Source organism: Halopseudomonas phragmitis (genome assembly GCF_002056295.1).
GTDB lineage: Bacteria > Pseudomonadota > Gammaproteobacteria > Pseudomonadales > Pseudomonadaceae > Halopseudomonas > Halopseudomonas phragmitis.
In genome coordinates this window covers 1,474,110-1,490,453 of record NZ_CP020100.1, presented here as the reverse complement: position 1 = coordinate 1,490,453, position 16,344 = coordinate 1,474,110, and the positions used below count along the sequence as shown (strand labels likewise).

Annotated in this window: 11 protein-coding genes and 1 tRNA gene; 7 read left to right on the top strand and 5 right to left on the bottom strand. The window is 61.9% G+C overall.

Annotated elements, in window-relative coordinates; translation table 11 throughout:
* Window positions 1-12 precede the first annotated feature (12 nt).
* The 5 genes from dnaG (at window position 13) to BVH74_RS06825 (ending at window position 7,970) form a co-directional block, all read left to right on the top strand.
* A complete protein-coding gene (dnaG, locus tag BVH74_RS06845; RefSeq protein WP_080049339.1) occupies window positions 13-1,902 on the top strand; it encodes a DNA primase in 1,890 nt (629 codons plus the stop codon).
* A gap of 87 nt (window positions 1,903-1,989) precedes the next feature.
* A complete protein-coding gene (gene rpoD / locus BVH74_RS06840) occupies window positions 1,990-3,840 on the top strand; it encodes an RNA polymerase sigma factor RpoD (protein WP_080049338.1) in 1,851 nt (616 codons plus the stop codon).
* 104 nt (window positions 3,841-3,944) lie between these two features.
* Window positions 3,945-6,941 (top strand): sensor domain-containing protein, encoded by a 2,997-nt coding sequence (locus BVH74_RS06835; RefSeq protein ID WP_177344517.1) that lies wholly within the window; start codon window positions 3,945-3,947, stop codon window positions 6,939-6,941.
* Window positions 6,942-6,987: 46 nt separating this feature from the next.
* A tRNA-Ile gene (locus tag BVH74_RS06830) sits at window positions 6,988-7,064 on the top strand.
* Window positions 7,065-7,124: 60 nt separating this feature from the next.
* A complete protein-coding gene (locus BVH74_RS06825) occupies window positions 7,125-7,970 on the top strand; it encodes a CvfB family protein (protein WP_080049336.1) in 846 nt (281 codons plus the stop codon).
* On the opposite strand, the gene ilvA is transcribed toward BVH74_RS06825, so the two are convergent.
* The 5 genes from ilvA to BVH74_RS06800 all read right to left on the bottom strand — a co-directional run bounded on the left by ilvA (window position 7,957) and on the right by BVH74_RS06800 (window position 14,463).
* A complete protein-coding gene (gene ilvA, locus BVH74_RS06820) occupies window positions 7,957-9,042 on the bottom strand; it encodes a threonine ammonia-lyase, biosynthetic (RefSeq protein ID WP_080049335.1) in 1,086 nt (361 codons plus the stop codon). The two genes, BVH74_RS06825 and ilvA, sit on opposite strands and share 14 nt — an antisense overlap.
* Window positions 9,043-9,221: 179 nt before the next feature.
* Entirely contained in the window at window positions 9,222-10,304 is a 1,083-nt protein-coding gene (locus tag BVH74_RS06815) for a lipocalin-like domain-containing protein (protein WP_080049334.1), read from the bottom strand.
* The gene (locus BVH74_RS06810) at window positions 10,297-12,765 is read right to left on the bottom strand and encodes an ABC transporter permease (RefSeq protein WP_444542551.1); all 2,469 of its coding nucleotides are present in this window, start codon (window positions 12,763-12,765) and stop codon (window positions 10,297-10,299) included. The genes BVH74_RS06815 and BVH74_RS06810 overlap by 8 nt, the downstream gene beginning before the upstream one ends.
* Window positions 12,766-12,767: 2 nt before the next feature.
* Window positions 12,768-13,421 carry an ABC transporter ATP-binding protein gene (locus BVH74_RS06805; RefSeq protein ID WP_080049332.1) on the bottom strand — a complete coding sequence of 218 codons (654 nt, stop codon included), beginning with the start codon at window positions 13,419-13,421 and terminating at the stop codon, window positions 12,768-12,770.
* A complete protein-coding gene (locus BVH74_RS06800) occupies window positions 13,414-14,463 on the bottom strand; it encodes an AraC family transcriptional regulator (protein WP_080049331.1) in 1,050 nt (349 codons plus the stop codon). The genes BVH74_RS06805 and BVH74_RS06800 overlap by 8 nt, the downstream gene beginning before the upstream one ends.
* 112 nt (window positions 14,464-14,575) lie before the next feature.
* On the opposite strand from BVH74_RS06800, the gene BVH74_RS06795 reads away from it, so the two are divergent.
* Together BVH74_RS06795 and BVH74_RS06790 are read left to right on the top strand one after the other, a co-directional pair.
* Entirely contained in the window at window positions 14,576-15,484 is a 909-nt protein-coding gene (locus BVH74_RS06795; RefSeq protein ID WP_080049330.1) for a TauD/TfdA dioxygenase family protein, read from the top strand.
* Window positions 15,481-16,269 (top strand): 2-keto-4-pentenoate hydratase, encoded by a 789-nt coding sequence (locus BVH74_RS06790; RefSeq protein ID WP_080049329.1) that lies wholly within the window; start codon window positions 15,481-15,483, stop codon window positions 16,267-16,269. Before BVH74_RS06795 ends, BVH74_RS06790 begins: the two co-directional genes overlap by 4 nt.
* Window positions 16,270-16,344 lie beyond the last annotated feature (75 nt).

The following is a 16,344-nucleotide window of genomic DNA, read 5'->3' as shown; positions in this document are numbered from 1 at the left end:
CAAGGTGCCTTCATGTCCGGGCTGATCCCACAAGGCTTCATTGACGACCTGCTCGGACGCTCCGACATCGTCGAAGTCGTTGGCTCACGCCTGAAACTGAAGAAAACCGGCAAGAACTACTCTGCCCTCTGCCCGTTCCACAACGAAAAATCGCCCTCCTTCAGCGTCAGCCCGGACAAACAGTTCTATTACTGCTTCGGCTGCGGCGCCGGCGGCAACGCCATCAGTTTCCTGATGGATTACGAACGCCTGGACTTCCCCCAGGCTGTCGAGGAACTGGCCCGCCAAGTCGGGGTGGACGTGCCTCGCGAGGAGCGCACAGATCAGCGCGGCAACAAGCGCCAACCGCGCCAGGACAGCCCGCTATATGCCTTGCTCGAGCAGGCCGCAGCCTTTTACCGCCAACAACTGCGCCATCACCCCCAGCGCCAGCGGGCAGTCAACTACCTCAAAGGTCGCGGCCTGACCGGCCAGATCGCCAAGCTCTACGATATCGGCTTCGCACCTCCCGGCTGGGACAATCTGATGAATCATCTGAGCCGCGACAGCACCGAACAGAAGGCTCTGATCGAAGCCGGGCTACTGGTAGAAAACCCCGATAGCGGCAAGCGCTACGACCGTTTCCGCGACCGCATCACTTTCCCCATCCGCGACAGCCGCGGGCGGGTGATCGGCTTCGGCGGCCGGGTACTGGGCGACGACAAGCCCAAATACCTGAACTCGCCAGAAACCCCGGTCTTCCACAAAGGCCGCGAACTCTATGGTCTGTTCGAGGCGCGCCGCCAGCATCGGCAACTGGACGATATCCTGGTGGTCGAAGGCTACATGGACGTGATCGCCCTGGCCCAGCACGGGATCGGCAACGCCGTTGCCACTCTCGGCACCGCCACCAGCGAAGAGCATCTGCGCCGCCTGTTCCGGGTGGTCAACAGCGTGGTATTCTGCTTCGACGGCGATAACGCTGGACGCCAGGCCGCCTGGCGTGCCCTGCTGGCCTGCCTGCCGACCCTCGAAGATGGACGCCATGTGCGTTTTCTGTTTTTGCCCGAAGGCCAGGACCCAGACAGCCTGGTCCGCGAAGAAGGCCAGGATGCCTTCCGTACCCGCTTGAGCTCACAGGCAGTGGCGCTGACCGACTACCTGTTTCGCCACCTGAGCGAAGAAGCCAGCCCAGACAGCCTGGAAGGCAAAGCCCATCTAGCCAGCCTGGCCCTGCCATTGATCGAACAGGTTCCCGGCAGCCTGCTGCGCCGCTTGCTGCGCCAGTCACTTGAACGCCTGACCGGCATGGACCTGGATAGCCTGCCGACAACAGCGCCGCAATCCGCCCCCACCCAGGACAGCTCGCCGGATTATGGCTACGACTATGAATATTTGCCCAACTACGAACCCAATCCGGACTGGGCTGACCACCTGCCGGAAGAGCCAGTCAGAAAAGCGGCTCGCCCCCGCCAGGACAAGCGCCAGCGCGCCGGTGTGGACAACCCCCTGATCAGCGCCGCCCGAACTCTGCTGCATCACCCGCACCTGGCGGGCCTGGTCAATGAGGCCAATCAGTTCGCCGACGATGACGACGATCAGGCCCAACTGCTGGTCGCCCTGATCGATGCCCTGCAAAAAAATCCGCAACAGACCACCATCCAGCTTCTGGCTCGCTGGCACGGCACTGCACTCGGTGACCAGCTCAACCAGCTGGCCGAACGCGAATGGTTACTAAATAATCCCGGGGCAAACCTTGAACAACAGTTTTTCGACACTATAAATACATTGATGGCACGACAAACTGATCGCCGTATCGAACGCCTGTTGGAAAAATCGTCCCATACGCCGCTCACCACCGAGGAAAAGCAGTTGCTACGCGAGCTTCTGAGCCGGCGCCAGACCCCCGTCAGCAACAACTAAACACGCGCCAACTGGCGCGACAGCCTGATTTCAGGCTATAATCCGCAGCTTACTTTTTTGCACACCAAGGCATCCACAAGGGTTGTTATGTCCGGAAAAGCGCAACAGCAATCCCGTCTCAAGGAGCTCATCGCCCGCGGTCGCGAGCAGGGCTTTTTGACCTATGCGGAAGTCAACGACCATCTTCCGGAGGATATCTCCGATCCGGAACAGGTTGAAGACATTATTCGCATGATCAACGACATGGGCATCACTGTCTTCGAGACAGCCCCGGATGCCGATGCTCTGTTGCTCGCCGATAACGACGCCGACGAAGCCGCCGCCGAAGAGGCCGCTGCCGCGCTGGCTGCGGTGGAAAGCGATATTGGCCGGACTACCGACCCGGTGCGCATGTATATGCGTGAAATGGGCACCGTCGAACTGCTGACTCGTGAAGGCGAAATTGAAATCGCCAAACGCATCGAGGAAGGCATTCGCGAAGTCATGGCCGCGATATCCATGTTCCCGGGTACTGTTGACGGCATTCTTGCCGATTACCAGCGGATCACCGAGGAAGGTGGCCGCCTGTCGGATATTTTCAGCGGCTATATCGACCCGGACGACGACGGCCTGTCCGCCAGTGACAACGACGACATCCCGACCGAGAATCTCAAAGACGACGACAGTAATGACGACGACGATGAGGACGAGGACGGCGACGACAGTTCCGATGACGAAGGTGACGGCGGCCCGGACCCGGAAGAGGCTCGCCTGCGTTTCACCGCAGTGGCCGAGCAGTTGGAAAAAGCCAAGCTGGCACTGAAAAAGCACGGCCGTGGCAGCGACCAGGCGACCGCCGAGCTGGAAGCATTGGCACTGCTGTTCATGCCGATCAAGCTGGTGCCCAAGCAGTACGAAGCGCTGGTCAACCGGGTGCGTGACTCCCAGGACCAGATTCGTGCCCAGGAGCGCGCCATCATGCAGCTGTGCGTGCGCGATGCACGCATGCCGCGCGCCGACTTCCTGCGCAGCTTCCCCGGTAACGAAGTCAACGAAGGCTGGGTCGACAGTCTGCTGGCTGAAGCACCGCGCTACGCCGAAGCCTTGGAAGCGCTCAAGCCTGAGATCATCAAGGCCCAGCAAAAACTGGCCTCACTGGAACAGGATGCCGAACTGACCATCTCCGAGGTCAAGGACATCAATCGACGCATGTCGATCGGTGAGGCACGGGCGCGCCGGGCCAAGAAGGAAATGGTTGAGGCCAACCTGCGTCTGGTTATCTCGATCGCCAAGAAGTACACCAACCGCGGCTTACAGTTCCTCGACCTGATCCAGGAAGGCAACATCGGCCTGATGAAAGCGGTCGACAAGTTCGAATATCGCCGTGGCTACAAGTTCTCGACCTACGCTACCTGGTGGATTCGTCAGGCGATCACTCGCTCGATCGCCGACCAGGCACGCACCATCCGGATTCCGGTGCACATGATCGAGACGATCAACAAGCTCAACCGGATTTCCCGCCAGATGTTGCAGGAAATGGGTCGTGAACCGACCCCGGAAGAGCTGGGCGAACGCATGGACATGCCCGAGGACAAGATCCGCAAAGTCCTGAAGATCGCCAAGGAGCCGATCTCGATGGAAACCCCGATTGGTGACGACGAAGACTCGCACCTGGGCGATTTCATCGAAGACTCGACCATGGAATCACCAATCGACTCGGCGACTGTGGAAAGTCTCAAGGAAGCCACCCGCGAAGTACTCGCCGGCCTCACTGCCCGCGAAGCCAAGGTGCTGCGCATGCGCTTCGGCATCGACATGAATACCGACCACACCCTCGAAGAGGTCGGCAAGCAGTTCGATGTAACCCGCGAGCGGATCCGTCAGATCGAAGCCAAGGCCCTGCGCAAGCTACGTCACCCGACCCGCAGTGACCACTTGCGCAGCTTCCTCGACGAGTAAAGCCCCTCCTAGAAACGCCCGGCATGCCGGGCGTTTTCACGTTCAAGACGCTACACTCAAGGGACATCGCTTCGTCACCAACAAGGAAGAGGGTCGTCGCTAGAATGACTGTAGTGGCCCGCACAGGCTTGATTGCCTTTCTCGCCCTGGCATGCACGGCCTGCCAGCCTATGACTGCGGCCCAACTCCCGCTCTCACTCCTGTTGTTGATTCCAGTCAGCGCCCTGTTACTGGGTGCGCTGCTGCTGCTCGACCACCGTAAACCCAAACCCTCGCCATCCAGCCTGAAAGCTCAGGAACTGCTACGTCAGCAGAACCAGCACTACCGGCAACTGGTAGACAAGCTGCACGCGATTACTTGGGAGATGAATCTGCCCGATCTGCAGTTCACCTACGTCTCAGCCCATGCCGAGTCCATGCTGGGTTACCCGACCGACCAGTGGCTGCTCAAGGGGTTCTGGCAAACCCATCTGCATCCTGGCGATCGCCAGTGGGTACTGGACTACATGCACCAGGAACTCGCCAGCGGCCAGGATCACAGCTATGACTTTCGCATGCTTGATCAGCACGGCAACGCCCTCTGGTTACGCAATCTGGTGAGTTGCCAGCGCGACGACCAACAGCACGTCATCGGCCTGTGTGGCCTGCTGATCGACATTCACGAACAGAAACGCACCGAGCACGCCTTACGTCTGTCCGAGCATCGCTTCGCCTCGGTATTTCACAATTGCCCCGACATCATCGTGCTGGCCGACGCCGCGACCGGCAAACTGCTCGCCGTCAACCGTACGTTCGAGCATCTGCTTGGTATTCGCAGCGACGAAGCCTTGGGCAAAACCTCCACCGAACTCGGCATCTGGTATGAAGAAGGTATCGGCCCGGCCATGCTGGCCCGGCTTAACACGCAGAAGGAAAGCAACCTGGAAGTCCGCTTTCGGCCACGGCGCGGCGTGCCCTTTACCGCCCTGCTCTCCGCGCGCAAGGTCAGCCTCAACAACCACCCGACTCTGGTGGTGGTGATTCGCGATATCTCCGAACTCAAGACCGTCCAGGAGCAGCTCAGGCTCTCCGAGCAAAAGTTCTCCCGCGCGTTTCACGCCTCACCCGACGGCCTGCTGATCTCCCGCCTCAGCGATGGCCTGCTGCTCGACATCAACGATGGGTTTACCGCTATCACCGGCTATCAGCGTGATCAGGCCGTGCAACACTCTACCCTGGAGCTGGGACTCTGGCGTAACAAGAGTGATCGACAACGCATGCTCGACGAACTGGTGCGGCGAGGTAGAGTCCGTGACATGCGGACCGATATCGTTATCGCCAATGGCGAAATCCGTCAGGTCGAACTGTCCTGCGAGGCCGTCACCATTGAGGACCAGCCCTGCGTACTGACCATCGCCCGGGACGTCAGCGAACGTCTGAGCATGGAAGCCTCCCTGCGCCAGGCGGCGACCGTGTTTGAAAACACCACTGAAGGGGTCATGATAACCGATGCCGAAGGCACCGTACTGGCAGTCAACAGCGCGTTCAGCCACATTACCGGCTATAGCGCAGCCGAAGTGGTCGGCCAGCCGGCCTTATTGCTGGCCAAACAGGCCGAAGACCCCGACCTGCCTGAGCAGATCGAGCAGGCACTCAACAGTCACGGACACTGGCAGGGCGAAGCCTGGAGCCAACGTAAGAATGGTGAACTCTATGCCAGCTGGGCCAATGTCAGCCAGGTGCTCAACGACGAAGGCCAACTCAGCCAGGTGGTGATGGTGTTCAGCGACATTACCCCGCTCAAGCACACCCAGGCCCGGCTCGATCACCAGGCCCACCACGACCCGTTGACCGGACTACCCAACCGCACGTTGTTCGAGGCCCGCCTGCGTGAAGCACTGGCAGCGCAGGCCCGCGGCCTGGATACTCACCCCGGCGCCCTGCTGTTCGTAGATCTGGACCGGTTCAAGCAGATCAATGACAGCCTTGGCCACCATATCGGCGACATCCTGCTCAAATCGGTCAGCGAGCGCCTGTGCTCGGTCCTGCGCGAAATTGATACAGTCGCCCGCCACGGCGGCGACGAGTTCATCGTCCTGCTCCCCCACCTGCATCAGGAACAGGACGCCGGTAGTATCGCCGACAAGTTGCTGGCGGTTTTTCGCAACGCCTTCATCGCCGAAGACCATGAGTTCTTCGTCAGCGCCAGCATTGGCATAAGCCTGTTTCCCCGCGACGGCAACGACGTCAACAGTCTGATCAAGCATGCCGATGCCGCAATGTATCGAGCCAAAAACCTGGGCCGCAATCGCTACGCCTTTTACACCAGCGAACTGACCGCCGATGCCCACCAGCGCATGGCGCTGGAGAACGAACTGCGCCACGCCCTTGAGCGCGACGAATTTACCCTGGTCTACCAGCCCAAGCTCAACCTCAAGAACGGCCAGCTCGACGGGGTCGAAGCCTTGGTGCGCTGGGAACACCCTCAGCGTGGCCTGGTCGGCCCAGAACAGTTCATCGCCCTGGCCGAGGAAACCGGTCTGATTGTCGAACTGGGCCGCTATATTCTCGACAGCGCCTGCGCACAGCTTGGCGCCTGGCTACACCAGGGCTTTGCCCCGATGCGCCTGGCGGTCAACATTTCCGGCGCGCAACTGCGGGACAAACACCTGCTGAAAAACATCGAGCAGGTACTGGAGCGCTATCAGATTCCGCCATGCTATCTGGAGCTGGAAATCACCGAAGACTTCGTCATGGACCACCAGCGTGAATCGGTCACCCTGCTGCAGCAGTTCCGCCAGTTGGGCATACATCTGTCGATCGACGATTTCGGCACCGGTTATTCGTCCATGGCCTATCTCAAGGAGCTGCCGCTGGACACCCTGAAGATCGACCGCAGTTTCGTCTCCGGGCTACCCGGGGCTCAGGACGCGGCTATCACCCAGTCGATCATTGTCCTGGCTCACAACCTGGGTATGAGCGTCGTCGCCGAGGGCGTCGAACGCCAGGAACAGAAAATCCTGCTGGAGCAGCAGGGTTGCGATGTGGTTCAGGGCTACCTGATCAGCCGACCACTACCCGCCAGCCAGTTCGCCAAAAGCTTCCTACGTCACAGCGCCTAGTCAGTCGCCCATCCACACCGTATAATCCGGCCCAGTTTGATATATAGGGCCTATAGCTCAGTTGGTCAGAGCAGGCGACTCATAATCGCTTGGTCCCAGGTTCAAGTCCTGGTGGGCCCACCATTTCTTACGTTCTCCGATACACTACTCCTCAAGCTTCCCCCATTCCTGCGAGAATCCCCTATGGCAGCCCTGGGCCGCTTCAACACCCTGCAAATCACCAAATACACCGACTTCGGGCTTTACCTGGACGGCGGGCCGGATGGTGAAATTCTGCTGCCCAAACGCGAGATCCCCAAGGACGAGCCGGCCGAGGTCGATGACTGGCTCAACGTGTTCATCTATCTGGACAGTGAAGACCGGCTGATCGCCACTACCCGCAAGCCCAAGGCTCTGGTCAGTGAATTTGCCAGCCTTAAGGTCACCGACATCAACCGTACCGGGGTGTTTCTCGACTGGGGCTTGCCCAAGGATGTGCTGCTGCCCCACTCGGAAACCCGGCGTCCGCTGGAAGTGGGTCAGTATTGTCTGGTCTACCTGTATCTGGACAAGCACACCCGGCGCATTACCGCGACCAGCAAGCTGGACCGCTACCTGGACAAAACCCCGGCGCGCTATCAGCCTGGGCAGGCGGTTGACCTGCTGATTGCCGAACGCACCGACCTGGGCCACAAAGCCATCATCAATGGCCAGCATTGGGGCCTGCTGCACAAAAATGAACTGTTCAAGTTCGTTCGCAGTGGCATGCGCGAGCAGGGCTATATCCGCGAGCTGCGGCCCGACGGCAAGATCAGCCTGAGCCTGCAGCCACTGGGACGCGACGCGGCCGAGACCTTGCAAAGCCGGATTCTGGAGCAGCTCGATGCCCATCAGGGCGTTCTGATGCTCAGCGACAAAAGCCCGGCCGAAGACATTGCCGCGCTGTTCGGGGTCAGCAAGGGCAATTTCAAGAAAGCCATTGGCGGCCTGCTCAAGCAGGGCCAGATCATCATCCATCCGGACCGGATCGAGCGCATCAGGCCACACTGAGCATCTGCTCAGTGCGCTCGATCACATGGCGCAGGCTGGCGAAATTGATATTGGCGCCCGAGGTAATTGCCACCAGGGTCCGATCCCGGCACCCGCTGCGGGCTACATAACGCTGCAACCCGGCCACGGCCAGGGCACCCGAAGGTTCGGTGATCGCCCGGGTGTCCTCGTAGACCTGGCGAATGGCTGCACAGATTTCATCGTTGCCGACGCTGATGACCTCATCGACCAGATGACGACACAGAGCCCAGTTATGCACCCCGACCTGAGCCACAGCCACTCCATCAGCAAAGCCATCCACACTCGGCAACACCACTCGTTTACCGCTATCCAGAGCCGCTTTCAGACAAGCTGAGCCTTCGGCCTCAACCCCAACCACCCGGATTGCCGGGTTGAGATACTTCAAATAAGCCGCCACCCCGGCAATCAAACCACCGCCGCCGACCGGCACGAACACCGCGTCCAGTTCGGCCTGCTGACGCAGCAGCTCGACAGCCACCGTGCCCTGCCCGGCGATCACCTCGGGGTCGTCGTAGGGCGCAATAAAGCTGTAACCCTGTAGCCGGGCCAGTAGCTGGGCGTACTCCAACGCTTGGGTGAAGCTATCGCCCTGCAACAACACCTGGGCGCCCTGCTGGCGTACCCCCTGGACCTTGATCTGTGGGGTATTGGCGGGCATGACAATCAGCGCCTTGACCTGCAGGTGCCGGGCTGCCAATGCCAGGCCTTGGGCATGATTACCGGCCGAAGCGCAGATAACCCCGGCGGCGCGGGCCTGAGCATCCAGACTGGCCAGCTTGGCGTAGGCGCCACGGATCTTGAAGGAAAATACCGGCTGCAGATCTTCACGCTTGAGCAGTATCCGGTTGCCCAGCCGGGAAGAAAGCTGCGCGGCTTGCTGCAGCGGCGTCTCATGCGCCACCTCGTACACCGGGGCCGACAGAATGCGGGCGACATAATCGCGCAGCAGACCGGGCGCGAGTCCGGGGCGAATGGCGCCACCCAATCCGCTGCGGCTATAGGGTTGCGGGTCCCGGCAGGTTTCTGGCTCGGGGGATAAACGGGTATTCATGCTGCCTCCTGGCTTTTAACCCTCGGAGCAGTCATGAAAAACCCGCCTCAAGGGCGGGTTGGGATGGACGCGTGTCAGCCCGCCAATATCGGAATGGCGGTAATAATCATTCGGGCGAAAAACACGTTGAGCGCTGACATGGCCTCAATCTACGCCGCCGGCCGGCACAGCGTCAAGCCTCAATAACCGGTCATTTCCAGATAACCAACCCCGGCATGACTGCCGGACACTCGAATCGGCCCTTCCCAGTAGGGAATGCCGGTGCCCATCCAGGCCTGTGGATTCAGGGCCTCGGTCGTAACCTCGAAATCCCGCGCGGCTACTCGCAGGTGCCAGCGGGTCGGTAGCTGACGCCCGGCCACTGAGGTCTGATTGAGCGGCTCGATCTCGACCGCCTCAGGTGCCAGCGGCCAGGTCTGCCCCGTGGCGCTGATCCAGGTGCCGGACAGGTAATGTCCGCGTTGCTCGCTGCGCAGCCGGAACAGCATCAGCTTATCGCCGCTATCCAGATGCAGAGAAAACCAGTCCCAACCCTGTTGATCTTCTGCCAGCGGTTGGCTACTCCACTCCCGATCAAGCCAGCCCTGCCCCGTGACCGCCAGCCGCTCGCCATCCCACTCGATCTCGCCCCTGACCTGATAGAACGGCTGGCTGTAGTAATAGGAGGCCTGATCGCTGTCGGACTTGCGGCTGTATCCCTGCTCGCCCTGCAATACCACCGGCCGGTCACTGTGCAGTTCCAGCCGATAACCAAAGTTCTCGCCCTGTGCCTGCACCCAAAGCGGGCTGAGCATGGCATTGGCCTGACCGCTCAGTTGCCAGTGATCAATCCAGGCGCGATAGGGATTCAACTCCACCCCAGCCTGACCGACGCCCCCTCGGGCCAGACGTTCGGCATGGCGATGACCCTGCGCCTGAGTCAGTGCCGCATGCCCGAGCCAGACCTGCGGCTGACCCCAGCCGGCGGTTGGCGACGTCTCGGTGTGCGGCTGTAGCGCCTGCCGAAACAGAGTCCACTGCGCGCCCCAGTCACGTCCCTGCTGATCCTTGAGATTGGCGGTGACATACCACCATTCGATACGAAACTCGGGGTGGGCCGCATGGTCGGCCGGGAAGCTCAGTACCCGCCCCGGCACCACCGGAGCATAGCCCTGCTGTTCACGGCCAAGCCCGGCAAAGCCTTCACCCGGCGTCTCGCGCGCTGGCTCACAGCCGCTGAGCAGCAGCGCTATCATTAGCAGACACAGATAAGCTTTAGTCATGCGCCAAGCGCCTCAACATGTCCATCGGCCCCTGACGGCTGAGCCGCCATACCGGGCCCAGGCTGGCCAGCAGTACCGCCAGCAGCGCCAGTGCCGTCAGCACCAGCCACTGCCCGGGGAACCAGTGCCAGGGCAGGCGCCAGCCAAAAGCCTGGACATTGACCACCTCGACCAGCACCCAGGCCAACGCCAGCCCCAGCGGAATCGCCAGCAGGCAGGTCAGGCCCGCCAGCGCCAGCATCTGGATCAGACTCAGCCGGGCCAGCCCCGCTGGCGTCAGGCCCATGGCCCAGAGCGGAGCCAATTGCCCCAGGCGGCTGTCGGCCAGGCTCAACAGGCTGCACAACAGGGCAATCACCGCTACGCCCAGGGTCAGGCTGTTGAGCGCCGCCGTGGCGGCGAAGGTTTGCTCGAACACCTGACGCGAATAGTCTTTGAGTGTGGCCTGGTCGATCACCCGGTTACCCGGCAGATCGAACTCATGGCGCAGGGCCTCGACCAGTTGCGCGGCTGCCCCCTCCCGGGTCAGGACACCGATGCTGGTAAGTTCACGCTGCGGCCATAGCTCGCGAAAGCGCTCAGCGGCCATCAGCACCTGTCCACGCGGATTCCCATAGTCGGCATAGTGCCCCAGGACCACGAAAACCTGCACCCCGGCTGGCGTCAGTAGCTCCAGATTGCTGCCCAGCGTCAGCCCCAGCCGCTGCGCCAGCTGTTCACTGACCATGACCCCTTCGCCCGCATGCAGGCGTGGCCAGGCCTGGGCCAGGCTGTCGCGCAGCGGCCAGGACTCGGCGTACAGGGGATGATTGATCACGCCACTGGCCTCCGTTGGCCAGCCACCGACGCGCAGTTCCTGCTGCCAGCTGGGCAGCAGCCCAACAACCTCAGGTCGGGCCTGCAACCAGCGACTCAACTGCACAGCCTCTGTGGCGCCGTCCGGACGCACATAGATATCCGCGGCCAGACGCTGATCCAGCCAGCCGACAAAGGTCTTGCGAAACCCTTCGGTCATGCTGCCCACCCCGATATTGGCCGCCAGCGCCAGCAGCAGAGCCATCAGCGCCAGACTCAAACCACCCAACTGCTGCTGGCTGTCGGCCCAGAACCACTGCCAAACCGGCTGTTTGGCCAGGCGCTGGCCAAGCCGCAGCAACAGCGCCAGCCATAACGGCAACAGCCAGGCCACGCCCAGCAGCAGACAGCCCAGCAACATGAACCCAGACACCAGGCTGTCACCACGCCACACCAACAGCAACGCCGCCCCCAGCAGCACCACAGCCGCCAGAGACAATCGTCGCAGGGTTCGCCCCTGTGCCTCGCGCCAGGCCTGGGGCCGCGCCCAGGCCAGAACCGGCAGACGCAGGGCGCGCAGCACACTGGCAGCACCAGCCAGAGCGCAGCCCAGCACCGCCATACCCAGTCCGGCCCACCACCAGCCAGGCTCAAGCCGCAGTTGCCCGACCACCTGAGCGCCATACAGGCCCCGCAGGCTGGCGGCAACATCGCCCACCAGCAGACTGGCGATCAGATAACCGCTGACCAGTCCCAACAGCCCTGCCAGCAGCGCCAGCACCAACAGCTCCAGGATCAACGCCGTACTGAGCTGACTCAGCGACACACCGCAGGCTCGCAAGGTCTGCAGTAGCCCCCGGCGCTGCTCCAGCGCCAGACCAGCAGCGGCATGGACAATGAATAGCCCGACCAGAAAGGCCAAGAGTCCGAGAGCGCTCAGGTTCATGTGGAAACTGTCACTCAGGCGCTCGAGGTCAGCCTCTTCGCGTTGATCCCAGACCAGCTCAATACCGGCCGGCAAGGCTGGCCGGTCTGCGGCAAAGCCTTGCTCAACCAGCAGCTGGCTCAGTTGTCCGGGCCGTTCCAGCAGGGCCTGGGCTTGGCCGATATCGACCACCAAAGTGCCTGACGGCAGTTCATCCCGAACCTGTAGGCTTGGCAAGCGCGCGCCATGCTCAGTCTGCGGCTGCTGGCCCGGCTGCCACCCCAGCTCGGCCAGGGTATCGGTCGCCAGCCAGGTACGCCCCGGCGCATACATGAAATCGCTCAAGTCGGACGCCGAGTTGAGCTGGCGGCCCAACAGCCCTCCGGCCGGCAGGGTCAAGGGCTCAACCCCCAGTACTTGCAGGCGTCGCGGGCCATCGGGGCCCTCAAACCGCAGACTGCCACGCAGTAGCGGGGACACTGGCCAGCCAGCCAGACGCAGGTCAATATAATCCGCTTCGGCCAGCATCTGTCCCGCCGGATTGATCAGTACCGTTTGCTGACCGTCACCAAACAGCTGGGCCGCGCGCTCATAGCTGTCACGCGCCTGGGCATTGAGCGCCTGAACCCCGCTCCACAGCGCCGTAGCCAGCCACAGGCCGACCAGCAGACACAACGCCTGCAACGGATGCCGGCGCCAATGACTGAGCAAGGTCAGCCAGGTCCAACCGAGCCGCCCCAGCATCAGTGCAATTGCCCAGCCGACAGCCGCACCTGCCGATCCAGGCGCGAGGCCAGATGCAGACTATGCGTCACCATCAACAGACTGCAGCCACTGTCCGCCACCAATTTCAGCAGCAAGGCCATGACCTCTTCAGCCGTTTGCTCATCCAGGTTGCCGGTTGGCTCGTCGGCCAGCAGCAACTGTGGCCGGACCGCCAGCGCCCGGCCAACAGCCACCCGCTGTTGCTGGCCTCCGGAGAGCTGTTCGGGATAACGCCCGAGCAAACTTTCAAGACCCAGTTGCCGGGTCAGATAGTCCAGCCAGGGACGTTCCAGACGCCCGGCCAGACGGGCCTGGAACGCCAGGTTGTCTGCCACCGGCAAGGACGGGATCAGATTGAACTGCTGAAACACCAGCGCCACACGCTGACGCCGCCAGGCAGCCCGCCCGGCTTCGCCCAGGCGAGTGAGACTCTGGCCATCCAGGCGAATATCGCCGCCATCAGGAAGATCCAGGCCGGCCACCAGATGCAGCAATGTGCTCTTGCCACAGCCCGATTCACCGGTCAGGGCCAAGCTGCTACCCGCCGCCAATTGCAGGTCGACTTGTTCCAGCACGCGGATGCTGCCCTGTGGACTGGCGTAGTCCTTGCTGACCTGTAACAGCTCAAGCATAGGTCTCTCCCAACAGCGTCAAGGGCTCGCCAGAGCGCAAACGCTGGCGCCGCCACTGATCCGGCGAGCGGCCGGTCCAGCGCTTGAATGCCCGGGAAAAACTCGCCGCCTCGGCATAGCCAAGCTGCTGCGCGATACTTTCCAGCCCCAAGGCACTGTCGCCCAGCAGACGCTCGGCCAGATTACGCCGCACCCGCTCGTCGAGCCCGCGAAACGGGTAGCCCTCCTCGGCCAGACGGCGATGCAGGGTGCGCTCGGAAAGCCCCAGCCAACCTGCCACTTCGGCCGCCCGGCAATGGCGTCCGGAATGACTCATCAACCGTTGCAGCACCTGTCGCGCCAGCACGCCCTGGACATCCCCCAGGTCATCACACAGGCGCTGGCAGAGGCTGGCACAGGTTTGCTGGGTCTGGGCATTGGCCAGGGGCAAAGCGCTATCCAGGTCGCTGCGCGCGATCAACATGGCATTACGTGGCTGCCGCAACAGGACCGGGCAACCGAAATGGGCACTGTAATCCGCCGCTGAGCCGGCCGTGGTCAGCGCCAGGGAAACCTGCAGCGGTATGAATGGCCGCTGCAGCAGCTCAGAGAATACCCGCTTCCAGGCCGCCAACCCGCGCTCAACCACCAGGCAACGGGCATCCTCGGGCAGAACACTGTCATCCAGGCACATCCACAGCCCCTGCTCATGCGGTTGCAGGCTTACCGGGCAGATCGACAGCGACAACGGGCGAAAGCGCTCACTGACCTGGATCGCTTCCCAGAGGGTACGGCTGGCCAGCATGGTATAGCCCAACAACCCCAGACTGGTCAGGTGGTAGCACTTGCCGACCCGCAGCCCAGTACCTGGGTGCGGCCAGCGCGCCACCAAATTGCGCACCACAGCCAGCTCCTGCCACAGCTCAAAACCCTCACCCGCGGCCAGTCGTTCCAGGCTCAGGCCAGTGTTGGCAAGACACTCATCGGCAGCCACGCCGAGCTGCCCCGCAACCTCCAGCAGGTAACTGACATTGGTGCTGTCACGTCGTTGTCGCCAGTCCATTACTCCTCCGTTCTGGCAGTATCTGTCATGCGATGGCAGTAGAAGTCATGGCCGAAGTATAGGCCCTGTAGCATGCTGACCGGGCCATGACTCATAAGAAAAGGTAACCATCATGCCCGAGTTCTTCTACACCAGCGCCAGCAACAACCAGGCCCGCAGCTACCAACACTTCAAGATATCCCCTGTAGCCGGCTCGATGGGCGCTGATGTCTATGACATCGACCTCAACAACCTGTCCGACGAAGGCCAGACAGAACTGCGTCAGGCGCTGATGGACCATCTGGTGCTGTTCATTCGCGATCAGAGTCTGTCCGTCGCCCAACTGGAGGCGGTGACGCTGCGCTTTGGCGAGTTCGGTAACGAACCCTATGTCAAACCCATGGCTGATCACCCGCATGTGGTGCATGTACGTAAAGAGGCCGACGAAAGCACACCGATCGTCTTTGGTGGCGCCTGGCACACCGACTGGACCTTTCAGGAACGTCCGCCGGCCTTTACCCTGCTGTACGGCCACGATGTGCCTGACGTCGGCGGCGATACCCTCTATACCAACATGTACCTGGCCTACGAATGGCTGTCGCCGGCCATGCAGAACATGCTGCTCGGTTTGCGCGGCATCCACACTCCCGAGTTCGGCTATGGCCCTAATGCCAAGCACAATGCCGGGCTGGAAAGCATGAAGATTGTCTATGGCGAAAACGTTGACCATGACGTGCGCAGTCACCCGCTGATCACCCGCCACCCGGAAACCGGCCGCAACGTGCTGTTCGCCAACCCCGCCTACACCCTTGGTATCGAAGGAATGAAGGCCGAGGAGTCGCGACCGATCCTCGACTACCTGTTCTCTGTCGCCACCGCCCCGGCCTTTACCTGCCGTATGCGCTGGGCACCCGGCACACTAGCCATCTGGGACAACCGCTGCACCTGGCATCAACCGGTCTCGGACTATTTCGGCAAGCGGCGGGAAATGTTTCGCACTACGGTGGTCGGCGACAAGCCGGTCGGCGGATCCGCCGCATGAACACGCCCGTTTTCGACTCACAAGCCGCAGCCCAGACGTTGTTCCAGGCCCGTCAGCAGTTGGCGCCCTGTGCGCCGGTTGCCGAGCGCTTCGGTATCACCAGTCTGGAGCAGGCCTATGCTACCCAGCGGGCTTTGACTGCACTGCAATGTAGTGCCGGGCTGGAGTTGATCGGCTACAAGCTTGGCCTCACCGACCCACGGGCGCAACAGGCCATGGGGCTCAATCACCCACTGTTTGGCGTTCTGGCGTATGACTGGCAATGCTGCGAGGATGAGCCAGTCCCCACGCCACGGCTGATGGCACCCAGGGTGGAGGCGGAGGTAGCATTTGTGTTTGCCGAAACCCTGGACGGCCCGGACCTGCAAGTAGCCGACCTGCTCGACGCCCTGGGCGGCGTGGCACCGGCGCTGGAAATCTGTGACTCGGCATTGACAGGCTGGCCTCGCAACCTGTTCGACGCGCTGGCGGACAACCTGTCTTCGGGACTGTTCGTGCTCGGCTCTCGGCCCTTAGCCCCACGCGATGTGGACCTGAGCACTCTGGAGGTGCAATTACAGCGCAATGACCTGACGCCGCTATCAGGGCACGCCAGCCAATGCATGGGCAACCCGCTCAATGCCTGCCTGTGGCTGGCCCGTGAGCTAGCGCGTCAGGGTACCCCGATCAGGGCGGGGGAAATCGTGCTGTCCGGAGCGCTAGCGCCCATGCAGGAGGTTGGGGCCGGCGATCGGGTACGGGTGGAAATGGGCGAATTGGGAGTACTTGAATGCCGGTTCGCCTGAGTCATGGCGGCAGGGCAGAAAAGAAAAAACCTCGCCGAAGCGAGGCTTTGCAGAACGGGTCCTGATCATCCCTAA

What these genes read in the sequence shown, in the direction of transcription:
- dnaG (WP_080049339.1), top strand. Translation starts at nt 13, where the DNA reads ATGTCCGGGCTGATCCCACAAGGCTTCATTGACGACCTGCTCGGACGC.
- rpoD (WP_080049338.1), top strand. Translation starts at nt 1,990, where the DNA reads ATGTCCGGAAAAGCGCAACAGCAATCCCGTCTCAAGGAGCTCATCGCC.
- BVH74_RS06835 (WP_177344517.1), top strand. Translation starts at nt 3,945, where the DNA reads ATGACTGTAGTGGCCCGCACAGGCTTGATTGCCTTTCTCGCCCTGGCA.
- BVH74_RS06825 (WP_080049336.1), top strand. Translation starts at nt 7,125, where the DNA reads ATGGCAGCCCTGGGCCGCTTCAACACCCTGCAAATCACCAAATACACC.
- ilvA (WP_080049335.1), bottom strand. Translation starts at nt 9,042, where the DNA reads ATGAATACCCGTTTATCCCCCGAGCCAGAAACCTGCCGGGACCCGCAA.
- BVH74_RS06815 (WP_080049334.1), bottom strand. Translation starts at nt 10,304, where the DNA reads ATGACTAAAGCTTATCTGTGTCTGCTAATGATAGCGCTGCTGCTCAGC.
- BVH74_RS06805 (WP_080049332.1), bottom strand. Translation starts at nt 13,421, where the DNA reads ATGCTTGAGCTGTTACAGGTCAGCAAGGACTACGCCAGTCCACAGGGC.
- BVH74_RS06800 (WP_080049331.1), bottom strand. Translation starts at nt 14,463, where the DNA reads ATGGACTGGCGACAACGACGTGACAGCACCAATGTCAGTTACCTGCTG.
- BVH74_RS06795 (WP_080049330.1), top strand. Translation starts at nt 14,576, where the DNA reads ATGCCCGAGTTCTTCTACACCAGCGCCAGCAACAACCAGGCCCGCAGC.
- BVH74_RS06790 (WP_080049329.1), top strand. Translation starts at nt 15,481, where the DNA reads ATGAACACGCCCGTTTTCGACTCACAAGCCGCAGCCCAGACGTTGTTC.